At 63.2% G+C, this 15,191-nt stretch carries 16 protein-coding genes and 1 pseudogene; 10 read left to right on the top strand and 7 right to left on the bottom strand.

Annotation, left to right across the window (positions count from 1 at the left end; genetic code table 11):
- The first annotated feature begins 295 nt into the window (after positions 1-295).
- From PSOLE_RS17670 to efp, 3 genes are all read left to right on the top strand, one after another.
- Complete coding sequence (locus PSOLE_RS17670; protein ID WP_074858799.1) at positions 296-502, top strand: hypothetical protein; 207 nt, start codon at positions 296-298, stop codon at positions 500-502.
- Positions 503-610: 108 nt separating this feature from the next.
- Positions 611-1,753: an elongation factor P maturation arginine rhamnosyltransferase EarP gene (gene earP, locus PSOLE_RS17665; RefSeq protein WP_074858797.1), complete on the top strand. Its 1,143-nt coding sequence runs from the start codon at positions 611-613 to the stop codon at positions 1,751-1,753.
- 34 nt (positions 1,754-1,787) lie between these two features.
- Entirely contained in the window at positions 1,788-2,360 is a 573-nt protein-coding gene (efp, locus tag PSOLE_RS17660) for an elongation factor P (protein WP_074858794.1), read from the top strand.
- A gap of 99 nt (positions 2,361-2,459) precedes the next feature.
- Here the strand turns inward: efp and PSOLE_RS17655 are convergent, their stop codons facing one another.
- Positions 2,460-3,422 carry a LysR family transcriptional regulator gene (locus tag PSOLE_RS17655; protein ID WP_074858791.1) on the bottom strand — a complete coding sequence of 321 codons (963 nt, stop codon included), beginning with the start codon at positions 3,420-3,422 and terminating at the stop codon, positions 2,460-2,462.
- A 100-nt stretch (positions 3,423-3,522) separates the two neighbouring features.
- On the opposite strand from PSOLE_RS17655, the gene PSOLE_RS17650 reads away from it, so the two are divergent.
- Positions 3,523-4,290: a sulfite exporter TauE/SafE family protein gene (locus PSOLE_RS17650; RefSeq protein ID WP_074858788.1), complete on the top strand. Its 768-nt coding sequence runs from the start codon at positions 3,523-3,525 to the stop codon at positions 4,288-4,290.
- Here PSOLE_RS17650 and PSOLE_RS17645 read toward each other — a convergent pair.
- Positions 4,285-5,139 carry a LysR family transcriptional regulator gene (locus tag PSOLE_RS17645; protein ID WP_074858784.1) on the bottom strand — a complete coding sequence of 285 codons (855 nt, stop codon included), beginning with the start codon at positions 5,137-5,139 and terminating at the stop codon, positions 4,285-4,287. The two genes, PSOLE_RS17650 and PSOLE_RS17645, sit on opposite strands and share 6 nt — an antisense overlap.
- Positions 5,140-5,236: 97 nt before the next feature.
- On the opposite strand from PSOLE_RS17645, the gene PSOLE_RS17640 reads away from it, so the two are divergent.
- The 4 genes from PSOLE_RS17640 to PSOLE_RS17625 are packed head-to-tail and all read left to right on the top strand — an operon-like array spanning position 5,237 to position 8,125.
- Positions 5,237-5,485, top strand: a complete 249-nt coding sequence (locus PSOLE_RS17640; RefSeq protein ID WP_074858781.1) for a DUF1127 domain-containing protein — start codon at positions 5,237-5,239, stop codon at positions 5,483-5,485.
- Positions 5,486-6,430: a DMT family transporter gene (locus PSOLE_RS17635; RefSeq protein WP_074858778.1), complete on the top strand. Its 945-nt coding sequence runs from the start codon at positions 5,486-5,488 to the stop codon at positions 6,428-6,430.
- Between the two features lie 17 nt (positions 6,431-6,447).
- Complete coding sequence (locus tag PSOLE_RS17630) at positions 6,448-6,894, top strand: DUF3291 domain-containing protein (protein WP_074858775.1); 447 nt, start codon at positions 6,448-6,450, stop codon at positions 6,892-6,894.
- A gap of 37 nt (positions 6,895-6,931) precedes the next feature.
- Positions 6,932-8,125, top strand: a complete 1,194-nt coding sequence (locus PSOLE_RS17625; protein WP_074858772.1) for a winged helix-turn-helix domain-containing protein — start codon at positions 6,932-6,934, stop codon at positions 8,123-8,125.
- On the opposite strand, the gene PSOLE_RS17620 is transcribed toward PSOLE_RS17625, so the two are convergent.
- The 5 genes and pseudogenes from PSOLE_RS17620 to PSOLE_RS17600 form a co-directional block, all read right to left on the bottom strand.
- Positions 8,122-8,511 carry a lysozyme inhibitor LprI family protein gene (locus tag PSOLE_RS17620; protein ID WP_059392101.1) on the bottom strand — a complete coding sequence of 130 codons (390 nt, stop codon included), beginning with the start codon at positions 8,509-8,511 and terminating at the stop codon, positions 8,122-8,124. The genes PSOLE_RS17625 and PSOLE_RS17620 overlap by 4 nt on opposite strands.
- Positions 8,512-8,562: 51 nt before the next feature.
- Positions 8,563-9,318: a metalloprotease LoiP gene (gene loiP / locus PSOLE_RS17615; protein WP_017676950.1), complete on the bottom strand. Its 756-nt coding sequence runs from the start codon at positions 9,316-9,318 to the stop codon at positions 8,563-8,565.
- Between the two features lie 162 nt (positions 9,319-9,480).
- The gene (locus PSOLE_RS17610; protein WP_074858769.1) at positions 9,481-10,827 is read right to left on the bottom strand and encodes a class II 3-deoxy-7-phosphoheptulonate synthase; all 1,347 of its coding nucleotides are present in this window, start codon (positions 10,825-10,827) and stop codon (positions 9,481-9,483) included.
- 174 nt (positions 10,828-11,001) lie between these two features.
- Positions 11,002-11,373, bottom strand: coding sequence for a hypothetical protein (locus PSOLE_RS17605; protein WP_174575453.1), 372 nt, complete (start codon positions 11,371-11,373; stop codon positions 11,002-11,004).
- Positions 11,374-11,493: 120 nt separating this feature from the next.
- Positions 11,494-12,257, bottom strand: a pseudogene (locus PSOLE_RS17600) (flavin-containing monooxygenase); the annotation flags it as partial.
- Between the two features lie 135 nt (positions 12,258-12,392).
- Here PSOLE_RS17600 and PSOLE_RS17595 point away from each other — a divergent pair.
- Both PSOLE_RS17595 and PSOLE_RS17590 read left to right on the top strand, forming a co-directional pair.
- Positions 12,393-13,172: a spermidine synthase gene (locus PSOLE_RS17595; RefSeq protein ID WP_074858766.1), complete on the top strand. Its 780-nt coding sequence runs from the start codon at positions 12,393-12,395 to the stop codon at positions 13,170-13,172.
- 320 nt (positions 13,173-13,492) lie between these two features.
- Complete coding sequence (locus PSOLE_RS17590) at positions 13,493-15,175, top strand: DEAD/DEAH box helicase (RefSeq protein WP_074858763.1); 1,683 nt, start codon at positions 13,493-13,495, stop codon at positions 15,173-15,175.
- The last annotated feature ends 16 nt before the right edge of the window (positions 15,176-15,191 follow it).

The following is a 15,191-nucleotide window of genomic DNA, read 5'->3' as shown; positions in this document are numbered from 1 at the left end:
CTGGCCTGGTTCGACCGCCTGGGATTAGCCCGACTCTCATAACCTCAATCCCTCGAACCGCCCGGTGCGGACCCGCATGCCGGGTGGTGTGGCAGGGGCGCAGTTCATCAGAACTGCCCCCTATGCCGATTGCGTGGCCACTCTGCCTGTCAGGTGCATGGCGCAGCTTGTGTCGGCGCCTGTGCTGCTGCCATTGGCAATATCCATGGTCACTATCGAGAGCACTGATTTCTGTCTAGCGCTGCATCGGCCTAATGTTGAGCCCAACAGAGCTTGAGTTGGATTGGAGGTCATGATGTCCCGTATCGATGTGGTTTCCCTGGTTGGTAGTGCGGTACCGGCTGAGCTCCGCTCCGACGGTCATATGGCGTGCTGGCTGGTGATGGTGGACGGCCAACCGAAAGCCGGCCCCTTCGCTTCCCGCGAGGCTGCGTTGGCTTGCCATACGGTCTGGATGCTCAGCAGCGCTATTCGTCGTGAGGGCGATTCGCTGCTGGCCTGATTCACTGTTTTACCCCGCGCTCGCTCCAGCGCTCCCCTTGGCCCGCCTCTGGCGGGCTTTTTCTTGTTCGCCGGTTAGAATGGCGATCATTTTCCGAAGGGGCGCAGTGTGGCCAGGTGGGACATCTTCTGCAGCGTGGTCGACAACTACGGTGATATCGGCGTGACTTGGCGGCTGGCCCGGCAACTGGCGGCCGAGCAGGGGCATGTTGTGCGCCTGTGGATCGACGAGTTGGGCGCCTTCGTACGCTTGTGTCCCGAGGCCAGTGTCGATGCTGAATGGCAACGCTGGAGCGGTGTCGAGGTGCACCAGTGGCGTGAGCCGTTCCCTGCGGTTGAGCCTGCGCAGGTAGTGATCGAGGCCTTCGCCTGTCAATTGCCGTCTGCCTATATCGAGGCGATGGTGGCCAGCGGCACGCGCCGCTTGTGGCTGAATCTGGAATACCTCAGTGCCGAGGACTGGGTGGCAGGCTGCCATGGCCTACCATCGCCGCAGCCTGGAGGCTTGCAAAAATTCTTTTTCTTCCCTGGATTCGTGGAGGGCACGGGCGGTTTGCTGCGCGAAGCCGATCTGTTGGCGAGGCGGCGTTCCTTTCAGGCTGACGCGCAGGCGCAGCAGGCGTTCCTGCAGTCGCTTGGCGTGATAAGGGAAGCCGGGGCGCGACTGATTTCGTTGTTCGCTTATGAAAATGCGGGGGTGGCGGGCTGGCTTGATGCGCTGGCAGCCGATTCGCAGTCGACTCAATTGCTGGTGCCGCAGGGCAAGGTTTTGGCGGATCTGCAGGCCTGGCTGGGCGAGGCGCAGTTGTTGCCTGGTGATCAGCGGCGGCGCGGCAATCTGCTGATCCATGTGCTGCCTTTCGTGGCGCAGGATGACTACGACCGCCTGTTGTGGTGCTGCGACCTCAACGCGGTGCGTGGCGAGGACTCCTTCGTGCGAGCGCAATGGGCGGGGCGGCCGCTGCTCTGGCACATCTACCCGCAGGAGGAACGGGCGCACTGGGACAAACTTGAGGCGTTTCTGGCGATTTATAACGCCGATCTGATGCCTGAAGCCGCTGCCGTTCAGGCTGAATTCTGGCGAGCCTGGAATGCGGGGGAAGGGATGGAAACGGCCTGGCCTGCGCTTCTCGAGGTATGGCCGGTACTGCAGCGACACGCCGAGCAATGGTGTGACGATCAGGCCACTCGGTCGGATCTTGCCACGACGCTGGAACAGTTTTACCTAAATTGGCTATTATACGCGGCCTAGATTTCTGTACCTCCCGCATATTTCGGATATTCGCATGAAAACTGCACAAGAAATGAGAGTCAACAGCGTGGCCCTGATCGATGGCCAGCCGTGGCTGATCCAGAAGGCCGAGTTCACCAAGTCCGGACGTAACAGCGCCATCGTCAAGATGAAGCTGAAGAACCTGCTCAACGGTTCCAAGACCGAGACCGTCTACAAAGCCGACGACAAGATGGAGCCGGTGATTCTCGAGCGCAAGGAAGTGAATCTGTCCTACATCAGCGGTGAGGACTATGTATTCATGGATCCGGAGTACAACTCCTACGAGCTGCGCGCCGAAGATCTGGAAAGCGTTCTGCCGTTCATTGAAGAAGGCATGAACGATGTCTGCGAAGCCGTGTTCTTCGAAGGCAAGGTGATCTCCGTCGATCTGCCGACCACCATCGTGCGTCAGGTTGTCTACACCGAGAACGCTGCTCGTGGCGACACTTCCGGCAAGGTCATGAAGCCTGCCAAGCTGCGCAACGGTACCGAGATCAAGGTTGCCGAGTTCGTCGACATCGACGACTGGATCGAGATCGATACCCGTGACGGTTCCTACAAGGGCCGCACCCAGGCTCCGGCCTGAGCGTAAACTGTACGAGAAACCCGGCCTAGGTGCCGGGTTTTTTGTGGCTGTCACGCGGCGGTTTTCGTGGTGCGCGCGGCGCGCCCTAGGGTCATGATCTTACTGCTGTGGGATGGCCAGGCTGGTTTGCAGTGCCTGATCCCAGGGCGGCGGAAAGCCGAAGCGCTGCTTCAGGAAACTCAGCAGCAGGCGTGTCCGCGGGCTGGCCTCGCGCTCCAGGCGCAGGGCGTAGATGCTTACCGGCTCGATGGGTGGCAGGCCCTGTTCGCAGAACAGCGGGATCAGCTCGCCACGTTGCAGATGCTCGCTGCTCATCCAGGTGGGCAGGTGGGCGATGCCCAGGCCGGCGAGGGCGCTGAACAGCAGGGTTTCGGCGTTGTTGCTGGTCTGGCGCAGGCGCTTGGGCTTGCACAACTGCAGCTTGCCGTCGACTTCAAAGCGCCAGGCGTAGGGGGGCGCCAGGCTGTCCCAATCGAGGCCGTCGTGCTGTTCCAGTTCCAGTGGGCTGCGCGGAATGCCGCGTCGACGCAGATACTCCGGGCTGGCGCAGACGATGCGCGTCATCGACGCCAGCGGCGTGGCCACCAGGCGGCTGTCGGGCAGGGGGCCGATACGCACGACGATATCCACCTCACCCAGGTGTTCGCCCTGCAGGTCGATGAAGCTGTCGATCAGGCGTAGTTGCACGTCCAGGCCGGGGTTTGCGCGCAGGAACTCGGCAATCGCCGGAGCCAAGTGGCGGCGCCCAAAGGGTGAGGGGGCGTCGATGCGAATCAGGCCTTCCGGTGCACTGCTCAACGACACCGCTTCGGCGCGGGCCAGGTGCAGCTCGGCAAGGATACGCCTGGCGCGCTCGGCGAACGCCAGGCCCGCCGGGGTGACGCGTACCGCATGAGTGGTGCGACTGAACAGACTGCTGCCCATGGCGCGCTCCAGGGCGTCGATGCGCCGTGCCACTGCCGAGGGCGTGAGCGGATGGCGCCTTGCCGCTGCGGAGAAGCTGCCGGTCTCCAGCACGTCGAGAAAGAGCTCCAACTGGTCGGTCAGTGCATCGGGGTTCATGGCAGCCTTCTTATGTGAGATAAGCAAAGCCATTGTGCGCTGCTGTGCGTTTCCACGCTAGCCGTGGCTGCTTAACATGCGCCCACTGTCTGGAGGTGTCATGAATCTGTTCGACCTGTTGCTCAATCTATTGCTCGGCCTGGGCCTGGGGACTCTGGGCGGGTTATTTGGCATTGGCGGCGGGCTGATCGCCATTCCGGTGTTGGGCATCGTTTTCGGGCTGGATCAGCAGTTGGCTCAGGGCACCGCGCTGGTGATGGTGGTGCCGAACGTGATGCTGGCGATCTGGCGATACCATCAGCGCAATCGCATCGATCTGCGCTATGCGTTGCTGCTCGGTGTCACCAGCTTCTTCTGTGCCTGGCTGGCCTCGTTGTATGCAGTAGAAGTGGACTCGCGCACCATGCGCTGGGCTTTCGTCGGTTTCCTGCTGGCCCTGGCGGCATACAACCTGCTGCGCATGCTGATGGCTCAGGGGCCGGCCAGTGGCGAGTTGCGTCATCACTGGGGCTGGTTTGGCGTGCTGGGCGGGGTGTCCGGTGCGATGGGCGGGCTGTTTGGTGTGGGCGGCGCGGTGGTGGCGACGCCGGTACTGACCAGTGTGTTCGGCACCACGCAGGTGGTGGCGCAGGGGCTCTCGCTGTCGCTGGCATTGCCCAGTACCGGCGTCACACTGTTTACCTACGCACTGCACGATCACGTCAACTGGTGGATGGGTGTGCCGCTGGCGGTTGGCGGCCTGCTTAGCATCAGTTGGGGGGTGCGCCTGGCGCATTCGTTGCCGGAGCGTCTGCTGCGCAGCCTGTTCTGTGGCTTCCTGCTGCTCTGTGCGCTGCTGCTCGCGCTGGAGTCGGGTGGCCGCCTATAGGCGAAAACCATAGACGATATGCTCGGCCAGGCATTCGGTGACGGGTGACTGGCTGCTGTCGTTGCTCAGCAGCACGATGCTGGTCAGCGGCAGCAGCTGCAGGCCTTCGGCTTCGCCGAGGATGCGCAGGTCGGGGGTGATCAGGCTTTGCAGTTGCGCAGTGACCGCGAGGCCCGCGCGCACCACGGCGAAGATCGCCGAGAGGCTGGGGCTGGTGTAGGCGATGCGGTAGGGACGGCTCATCGCATCCAGCGCGTTGCAGGCCCATTCGCGGCAGAAACACTCGGCGTTGAACATGGCCAGTGGCATGGGGTTCTGTTCATGTGGGCAGAAGCCCTGGGCCACGGCCCAGGCGAAGCGCTCCTGGCGCAGCAGTTGGTCGATCTCCTTGCCGGGCTGGCGGGTGACGATGGTCAGGTCCAGATCCTGGCGCAGCAGCAGTTGTCCCGAAGGCTCGCAATGCACTTCCACCTGCACCAGCGGATAGGCCTGGGCGAAGCGCGAGAGAATCTCCGGCAGAAAACGCATCACGTAGTCGTCCGGCGTGCCGATGCGCACGACACTGACCATATGCGGCTCGCGCAGGGTGTTGAGTACCTCGCCATGCAGCTTGAGGATGCGCCGCGCATAACCCAGCAGCACCTGGCCCTCGGGCGTCAGCCGCACCTGACGGCCGTCGCGCTCGAACAACGGGCGTTGCACCACGTCTTCCTCCAGCCGCTTTATCTGCATGCTCACGGCTGACTGGGTGCGATTGACCGTTTCTGCGGCGCGGGTGAAACCGCCGGTGTCGGCGATGGCAACGAAGTTGCGCAGCAATTCGGCATCAATACTGGGGTGGAAGGCCATTCATCAATCCTCGAGATGGATGCCATAAGAAACATTCGCTGGATTGATCTAAAGCTGGGCCCGACACTGACGCCAACCCCACAGGGAGGGCGAAAAGATGAAAGGTCAGAAAGGTTATGCGTTGGCTCAGGCCATCCACTTCGAACGGTTGCCGTCACTGGTCGGCGTATGGCGTATGCTGCGGCGCTGGCGTCAACTGGCTCACAAGCGGGCACAGCTGGCGCAACTGAATGATGCTGCATTGAAGGACCTGGGACTGTCCCGCGCCGATGTGTTGCAGGAGGCCGAACGGCCGTTCTGGGATGACCCGCTGAGAAAGAGAGTGGTACATGACAGGAGTTGCTGAATGACCGCGGTACGCAAGGGCGCCGATTTTTTCCTGTTCCAACTGATGCTGTTGTTATGCGCCATCTGGGGTAGCCAGCAGGTGGCAATCAAGCTGGCGGCGGGCGATATCGCGCCCATGCTGCAGGTGGCCTTGCGCTCCGGCATCGCCGCCGTGCTGGTCGGCTTGCTCTTGCTGTGGCAGCGCGGATGGCGCGAATGGGTCAGCTCGACGTGGCTGGCTGGACTGCTGGCGGGCGTGTTGTTCGCACTGGAGTTCTTCTTCATCGCCCTTGGCCTGCGCTACACCACGGCTTCGCATATGGCGGTATTTCTCTACACCGCGCCGATCTTCTCGGCGCTTGGGCTGCACTTTCTGTTGCCCAGCGAGCGCTTGCGACGCCTGCAGTGGCTGGGTATCACCTTGTGTTTCGGCGGTGTAGTGATGGCATTTGGTGTCGGTGGCAATTGGGCTGAGGTCGATGCCGGTATGCTGCTGGGCGATGCGCTGGGGCTGTGCGCCGGCATGGCCTGGGGCGCGACCACGGTAGTCGTGCGGGGTTCGCGCCTGTCCGAAGCGCCGGCCGGGTTGACCCTGTTCTATCAGTTAGCGGTGGCGTTCGTGCTGCTGCTGGCGTACGCGCTGGTGGTGGTGGACTTGTCCCAGCTGCGTTGGACGCCTGTGGCCATCGCCAGCATTCTGCTGCAGGGCGTGGTGGTGTCATTCTTCACCTACTTGACCTGGTTCTGGCTGCTGCGCCGCTACCTGGCTTCGAACATGGCAGTGTTCTCCTTCATGACCCCGCTGTTTGGCGTCACCTTCGGCGTGCTGGTGCTGGACGAACCGCTGACCCTGAACTTCATCATTGGCGCGGCGCTGGTGCTGTCGGGCATCACCCTGGTCAGCAGCGAGGCCTGGTTGCGTCGACGTCTGTCCGGCTGGCGTGGCCTGCCGCAGCAACCCTGACGCATGGAGGCTGGAAATTGTCCGCTTATCACTTGGCCCAACTGAACATTGCCTGGATGAAGGCGTCGCTGGAGTCAGCGGAGATGGCTGACTTCGTCGCCAATCTGGAGCGTATCAATGCACTGGCTGAAGGCTCGCCCGGCTATGTCTGGCGTTTGCAGGACGAGGCGGGCGATGCCACGGCAATCCGTCCGTTCGGTGACGAGGTGTGGGTCAACATGTCGCTTTGGCAGGACGTGCAGTCGCCCGGCGATTACGTCTACAAATCGGCACATACCGAGATGCTCAAGCGCCGTCGCGAATGGTTCGAGCGTGTCGAGCAGGCGCACCAGGTGCTGTGGTGGGTGCCCGCCGAGCATCGGCCGAGCGTGGTCGAGGCCGCCGAGCGCCTGGCTCATCTGCGCGAGTATGGCGCGACGGCGCAGGCCTTCACCTTTCGCCACGCGTTCGCCGCGCCGGCCTGAACTCGTCGGCAGCCAAACTGCCTGATAGGCTGTCGCCATGACGCTTTCACTTTCTCTCGCCGAAGCCCGCCGCCTGGCCCTGGCTGCTCAGGGGTTCGGCCGTACTCCACGCGGCGCCATCGCCCACAAGCAACTGCAGGCGCAGATCGAGCGCCTTGGCGTGGTGCAGATCGACTCGGTCAATGCCCTGGTGCGCTCGCACTACCTGCCGGCTTTTTCCCGTCTTGGTCATTACCAGGCCGAGCACCTCGATGAACTGGCCTGGGGCCGGCTGCGGCGCAGGCGGCTGTTCGAATACTGGGGGCACGAAGCCTCGCTGTTGCCGCTCGAGCTTTATCCGCTGCTGCGCTGGCGAATGCGCCGAGCCGCGGATGGGCAGGGCATCTACAGCCAGCTGGCGAAGTTCGGCGTGGAGCGGCGTGACGCGATAGACAGTGTGCTGCAGGCCGTGCGCGAGCGCGGTGCGCTGGGCGCCGGCAGCCTTTCCTCGCGTACCGAGAAGGCCGGCCCCTGGTGGGACTGGAGCGCGGAAAAGATGGCGCTGGAATGGCTGTTCGCTGCAGGTCTGGTCACTGTGGCCGGGCGCCGCGGCTTCGAAAGGCTGTACGACCTGCCGGAGCGGGTCATTCCCGCGGATATGCTGAATCACCCGGATCTCGATGAGGACGAGGCGCAGCGCCGCCTGTTGCTTCGTTCTGCCGATGCCCTTGGCGTCGCGACCGAGCGCGATTTGCGCGACTACTACCGGCTGGACGTCAGTGACAGCAAGCGCCGTATTGCCGAATTGGTGGAGGCGGGCGAGTTGTTGCCCGTCGCGGTGCAAGGCTGGCGGCAGGTGGCCTATTGCCGTGGTGAGCCGCGCATTCCCCGGCGTGTTCGCCATAGCGCCTTGCTGTCGCCGTTCGATTCACTGATCTGGGAACGCGAGCGCACCGAGCGGCTGTTTGGTTTTCGCTATCGCCTGGAGATCTACACCCCGCAGGCCAAGCGCGTGTATGGCTACTACGTGCTGCCGTTCCTGCACCACGAACGCCTGCTGGCGCGGGTGGATCTGCGCAGCGAGCGCGCTACCGGGCGCCTGGCGGTGCATGCCGTGCATCTGGAGGACGCGGTGTTGAGCGAGGAGGCGCGCCTGGCGCTGGGCGATTCGCTGCGCGCGCTGGCCCATTGGCTGGGCCTGGAAGAGGTGTGGCTGGCGCCGAACGTTAATCTGCGGGGCTTGCTCGGTTAGCCGCCGTTTTCCAGCAGGAACCTCAGTTCCTCAACGCGCTGGATATTCAGCTCCATCGGGCAGGTGTAGTACATCGGCGAGCCGACGTGCTTGCCCTGCAGGTCGCACTGGCCGTTGCGGTAGATCAACCAGGCCTTCTGCGCCGTTTCCAGCTGTTCGGCGTCCGCTGGCTGGCTTTCCTGCAGCTTGAGGAACAGCTGCTGGTAGATGCGGTTCATCTCCTTCTTAACCGTTTCCGATACGCCTTCGGCGCAGCCGGCGACGCTGGCATTGTTGATCATTCCACTGGCGTCCAGGCAGGCCTGGTACTGCTTGTCGTAATCACCCCAGGCGCCGAGCGGCAGCAGCAGAGTGAACGGTAGCAAGCCGTTACGCAGTATCGACATGGCAATCTCCCAATGAAACAGGGGCTGCACTGCAGCCCCTGAACATCACCTTTACTTGGCAGCCAGACGGGTGCGCATGTTGGCGGCGCGGTCGCTGGAACCCGGGTGCGAGGAGAACATGCTGCCTTCGCCGCCGCCCAGTTTGGCCAGCTTCTCGAACGCGGTGACCAGGCCTTCACGGGGGATGTTGCGTTGGGTCAGCAGGTCGAAGGAGAAGTTATCGGCGGCGTTTTCCTGGCTTTGCGAGAACTGCGCATTGACCAGTTGCTCACCCAGGGCGCCGAGCTGCGATGCGGACAATGCGGCGATGGTGCCGTTGCCCGACGCGGCTGCCGCATTGCGCGCGGCGGTGGTGGCGTAGGCGGTCTGCATGGCCTTCTTGCTGTGACCGAGGGCGACGTGGCCGATCTCATGGCCGAGCACGCCTTCCACTTCGTTGTCGGTCATCAGGTCCATCAGGCCGCTGTATACGCGCACGCAGCCGTTGGCCATGGCCCAGGCGTTGACCTCATCGGCCTGATACACCTTATAGGTGATCGGCGTGCCGTTGATCTGATGGCCGAGGTTGTTGGCGATCTTGTCCAGGCGCTTGCTGTACGGGCTGTTCGGGCCGGCGATATTGGCTTCGGCATCCATTTCAGCGCAGGCCTGGTCGGACATGCTGCGTACTTCGGCGTCGCTGAGGGTCGCGGCCTGCACGGCCATCAGGCCGGATTGCAGCATGGCGTCGGGGGACATGTTCTGGCAGCCAGTCAGCAAGACAGCACTGGACAGGGCGAAAGCGGAGAGGGTGGTGCGCAGTTGCATGGTTCATCGTCCTTGTTGGGGGGGGGTGGCCGCGAGTCCTTTCCGGCTGGGTGTAACTGGGGCACCTGTCCGGTGCTCGCGATGGGGCAGCATTATGCCGGATACCGCACAGAAGATGTGCGAGCCGGTTCGCGCCCTGGCCACTGGCCAGGGCGCGGCTCGTCAGCGGCGTACCTGCTTCAGCGTTTCGGCGATCATGAACGCCAGTTCCAGGGACTGGTCGGCATTCATGCGCGGGTCGCAGTGGGTGTGGTAACGGTCGGACAGGCCGTCCTCGGTGATCGGGCGCGAACCTCCAATGCACTCGGTGACGTTCTGCCCGGTCATCTCGATATGGATGCCACCGGCGTAGGTGCCTTCGGCCTGGTGCACGGCGAAGAACTGCCGGACTTCGCTGAGGATCTGCGCGAAATCGCGGGTCTTGTAGCCGCTGCTGGCCTTGATGGTGTTGCCGTGCATCGGGTCGGAACTCCACAGCACCTGGCGGCCTTCCTCCTTGACCTTGCGCAGCAGACGCGGGAAGTGCGCTTCGACCTTATCGGCGCCCATGCGCACGATCAGGTTAAGGCGACCGGGATCGTTGTCCGGGTTGAGGGTGTCGATCAGGCGGATCAGCTCGTCCGGGTCCATGCTCGGGCCGACCTTGACACCGATCGGGTTCTCGATGCCGCGCATGAATTCGACGTGCGCACCGTCCAGTTGGCGGGTGCGGTCGCCGATCCACAGCATGTGCGCGGAGCAGTCATACCAGCGGCCGGTGAGGCTGTCGCGACGGACGAAGGCCTCTTCGTAGTTGAGCAGCAGCGCTTCGTGGGCGGTGAAGAAGCTGACCTCGCGCAGCTGCGGCGCGCTGTCCATGCCGACGGCACGCATGAACGCCAGGGTTTCGTCGATGCGATTGGCCAACTGGTGATACTTCTCGGATAGCGCCGAGTTGGCGATGAAATCGAGGTTCCACTGATGCACCTGATGCACGTCGGCAAAACCGCCCTGAGCGAAGGCGCGCAGCAGGTTGAGGCTGGCGGTGGCCTGGTGGTAGGCCTGCAGCAGGCGCTCCGGGTCCGGTACGCGACTGGTGACGTCGAAACCTATGCCGTTGACGATGTCGCCGCGGTAAGCGGGCAGGGTAACGCCATCGATGGTTTCGCTGCCGGACGAACGCGGCTTGGCGAACTGGCCAGCCATGCGTCCGACCTTGACCACCGGGCAGCCGGCGGCGAAGGTCATGACGATGGCCATCTGCAGCAACACCTTGAAGGTGTCGCGGATCTTCGCGGCGGAAAACTCGGCGAAGCTCTCGGCGCAGTCGCCGCCCTGCAGCAGGAAGGCGCGGCCCTGGGTGACCTCGGCGAACTGGCGACGCAGCTCGCGCGCCTCGCCGGCGAATACCAGCGGCGGGTAGCCGGCCAGGGTTTGCTCGACGCGATTCAGGTGCGCGGCATCAGGGTATTCAGGCTGCTGCTGGATGGGTTTGGCCCTCCAGCTTTCGGGGCTCCAGGCGTTCGACATGCTGCGTCTCTAGCGGTTGATCAGGCGGAGACGCATGGTAACCGATAAGCCCCGCAGCTCGTACGTGTATTGGCTCATGACGCCGGAGCGGGCTCGAATGCGCGCGCAGGCCGCATGCGCGGCGATACATCGCGCGCCGGCAGGAAGCGCCCGTAGCGCTGCGCCTTGCCCAGGTCATCCGGGTATTCCAGGCAGCAGTGATAGGCGATGCGACAGTTGATCATCGTCAGCGCGACCGCTGCATCGTTGCGTTTGACCACTCGCATCGCGGTACTGGCAGGCCAGTTCGAAGTAGGCGTCTACTGCATCCAGGCCGCGCGACTGGCCCAGTTGCTTGAAGTTATTACCGACCAGGCTGGGGGCCAGGCATTCGGTCACCCAGCAATCGGAGAAGTCGCGGTGCCACAGGTCCTTGGTCAGCACGGCCTTTGCCTGCTTCTTGAACAGAGCGCGAAATTCCGGCTCCTTGACCTTGGCATAGGGCTCGTCCGGGTCCTTGAAATTGCGCAGGATCTCGCCGGCACCGAATTCCTCGAAGGCATTCACGTTGAGTCCTTCCAGGCGCAGGATGAAGGGCGCTGGCAAGGTCTGCCAGCGGAAGTGGCCGCGCAACACCCTGTTCGCCAGCCAGCCGGAAAGGCGGGTGAAACGGTGCAGCAGCGGCTGCAGGCGGTAGTCCGGGTCGGGCAGACCGTACTGCGAGGGTTTGCCGACCAGGGCGCGCACCAGCAGACCGTCGACCAGCTGTTTGAGACGCGCGGTAGCTTGATCGCTCCGCCGAAGGTATCGGTGGGTTTGCCGAGGATGAACTTGGGCAGGAAGTGATAGCCACGGCGTACCGAAAGGTCGACCGAGGCGGCGCGATGCACTGCATCGACGGCGATATCGCAGGCCGAGTTGCCGCAGCCGACCACCAGCACCCGTTTGCCGGCGAAGATATCCGCGCTCTTGTAGGCATTCGAATGCAACAACTCTCCGCAGAAATCACCGGGTAGGCGCGGCAGGTTGGGCGTATGCAGGGTGCCGTTGGCGATCAGTACACCGTCGAAACGCCATTCGCCCTGCTCGCCGTTGCGCTCGCTGATCAGTTTCCAGCCATCTTGCTCGCGTTGCACCTGCAGCACGCCGGTGTCGAATTGATAATGCTCGTAGATACGAAACAGCCTGGCGTAGTCGCGAAAGTAACGGCGCATCTCGCTGTGGTGCGGGTAGGGCGCCACCTCGGCGCACATGAGGAACTCGCGGAACTCGGTGGTGCCCTTGGAGGAAATCAGATGCGCCGAGTGATACATGCTGCTGTGCGGGTTATCGATATCCCACAGGCCGCCAACGTCGCTGTGCGGCTCGAAGCCGACGAAATCAATGCCGTACTTCTTCAATTGCCGTGCCGTGCACAGGCCCATGGGGCCGGCACCTATGATGGCGTACATGGCGAACCTCGTTATTGTTATGAGTGCAGCGCAAGTGTTGGAATTATTGCGTGACCGGGGGCGGCTGCTTCAATGACAATCGGCGCCTTTAGCCCGGTTGTTGTGGTACGGGATGTCACTGTGGGAGAGGTATCGATGCCAGGGTTGCCACCAGACGACGAATTGCAGCAGCAGGACGAGGTTCTGCTGGCCGAAGTGCGCGATGCCTTCGGGGTGATCCGTGTGGTGCAGATTGGCGCCTATCGCTTTCTCGAGTTCGGCGATGCCATCGAGCAGAGCTGCGTGTTCCAGGGCGATCCGAGCTGGCTGGAATACGACTACACCCGCGCCATGTTGCTGGGTGCGTTGTGTCACGATGCGCCGGAAACCGCACTGTTCCTTGGCCTGGGCGCCGGCAACCTGACCCAGGCCTGCCTGAAGTTCCTGCCCTTGGAGGACGTCGAGGCCATCGAGCTGCGCCCGGACGTACCGCGCCTGGCCATGGAGTTTCTCGGCCTGGACGATGACCCACGGCTGACCATTCGTATCGGCGACGCCACCGAACTGCTCGACAGCGCGGAAACCGCCGACCTGATCTTTCTCGATCTGTACACCGACCAGGGGCCGGGTGTCGGGCATCTGGCCTGGCGCTTTCTCGAGCGCTGCCGCGAGAAGCTCAATCCAGGTGGTTGGCTGATCATCAACCAATGGGCAGGCAACGACGGCAAGCCGCTTGGCGCGGCACTGCTACGTGGCCTCTACCATCGTCATTATTGGGAGTGCCCGGTGAAGGAGGGCAACGTGGTGTTGCTGATCCCTGCCGACCTCGAGCAGCGCTTGAACATGGGACGCCTGCAGATGCGTGCGGGCGAGCTGGCGCCGCGCCTGGGTTATTCGCTGCAGCCGCTGATCGCGGCCTTGCGCCCGGCTACCTGATGCGCCGCCCGGCGTAAAAACTGCGCAAAGCTCTAGAAAAGCCCCTGCAGGGTGACATGTAAGGATAAAAAACAGCACCTTGGTCAGGAATTTCCGGTATGATGCGCGCCGGCCAATTTTCTGGCCACGTTCAGGTAGTGCAACTCGCCCGGGAAATTAACTTCCGGCAGCCAGTCCCCAGCGGACTATCCTTGACGATTCACTTTCATCACGTTTTCGCAAATCCCCGCCGACCAGGCTGCCAGGGTGACCCACAAGGTCTTACACGGCATGCGCAGTTTTGGAACATGGGTCTTTGCGGATGCACTTGAGGCAGACCCATGACCCAGGAAATCGGCGGCTTCGCCGCGCTCGGACTTCACCCCAATATTCTCGCCGCTCTGACCGCCGTCGGTTACGAAGAGCCGTCTCCCATCCAGTCGCAGGCCATTCCGGTGATCCTCGCCGGCCAGGACATGATCGGCCAGGCCCAAACCGGCACTGGCAAGACCGCAGCCTTCGCGTTGCCGATCCTGTCAAAAATCGACCCGACCAAGCGTGAACCACAGGCGCTGATTCTGGCGCCGACCCGCGAGCTGGCCCTGCAGGTCGCTACCGCCTTCGAAACCTATTCCAAGCAGATGCCTGGCTTGAACGTCGTTGCCGTATACGGCGGCGCGCCCATGGGCCCGCAGCTCAAGGCCATTCGCCAGGGCGCTCAGGTCATCGTCGCCACGCCTGGTCGCCTGGTCGACCACCTGCGTCGCGACGAGAAAGTACTGTCGACCATCCAGTACCTGGTACTCGACGAAGCGGACGAAATGCTCAAGCTGGGCTTCATGGATGACCTCGAGGTGATCTTCGAAGCCATGCCGGAAAGCCGCCAGAGCGTGCTGTTCTCCGCCACGCTGCCGCATTCGATCCGTGCCATCGCCGAAAAGCACCTGCGCGAACCGCAACACGTCAAGATCGCGGCCAAGACCCAGACCGTCTCGCGTATCGAGCAGGCGCACCTGATGATCCATGCCGATCAGAAGACCAACGCCGTGCTGCGCCTGCTGGAAGTCGAGGATTTTGACGCGCTGATCGCTTTCGTTCGCACCAAGCAGGCCACTCTGGACCTGGCTGCTGCCCTGGAAGCCAAAGGCTTCAAGGCCGCTGCGCTGAACGGCGACATTGCCCAGAACCAGCGTGAGCGCGTGATCGAGTCGCTCAAGGATGGTCGTCTGGACATCGTCGTCGCGACTGACGTTGCTGCTCGTGGTATCGACGTACCGCGCATCACCCACGTGTTCAACGTCGACATGCCGTACGACCCGGAGTCCTACGTACACCGTATCGGCCGTACCGGCCGCGCCGGTCGCGATGGCCGTGCGCTGCTGCTGGTAACCCCGCGTGAGCGCCGCATGCTGCAGGTGATCGAGCGTGTCACCGGGCAGAAGGTCGGCGAGGTCAAGCTGCCGAACGCCCAGCAGGTGCTCGATGCGCGCATCAAGAAGCTCACCAGCAGCCTGGCGCCGCTGGTGGCTGATGCCGAAGCCAGCCATGGCGATCTGCTCGACCGCCTGACCGCCGATATCGGCTGCAGCCCACGTGCCCTGGCCGCTGCGCTGCTGAAGAAGGCCACTAACGGCCAGGCCCTGGATCTGGCCACTGTCGAGCGCGAGCAGCCGCTGGTGCCGGGCGTTGGTGGTGCTCCGCGTGAGCGTCGTGAACGTGACGGCGAGCGTGGTGGTGAGCGCGGCGAATATCGCGAGCGCCGTGCGCCGGTACCGCTGACCGAAGGTCGCGTGCGTTGCCGCACCGCCCTGGGCACGCGCGACGGCATTGCTGCGAAGAACCTGCTGGGCGCTATCCTAAATGAGGGCGGTCTGGCTCGTGAAGCCATCGGCCGAATCCAGATCCGTGAGACCTTCAGCCTGGTCGAGCTGCCGGAAGATGGCCTGGATCGTCTGCTCGGCAAGTTGAAAGACACCCGCGTCGCTGGTAAGGCGCTGAAGCTGCGTCGCTATCGCGAGGATTGATCCAGCCGGCTGATTG

This window comes from Pseudomonas oleovorans subsp. oleovorans (assembly GCF_002197815.1).
GTDB classification, from domain to species: domain Bacteria; phylum Pseudomonadota; class Gammaproteobacteria; order Pseudomonadales; family Pseudomonadaceae; genus Aquipseudomonas; species Aquipseudomonas oleovorans.
Note: the sequence above shows the minus strand (reverse complement) of the source record. Positions and strands in the feature narration are given on the sequence as shown.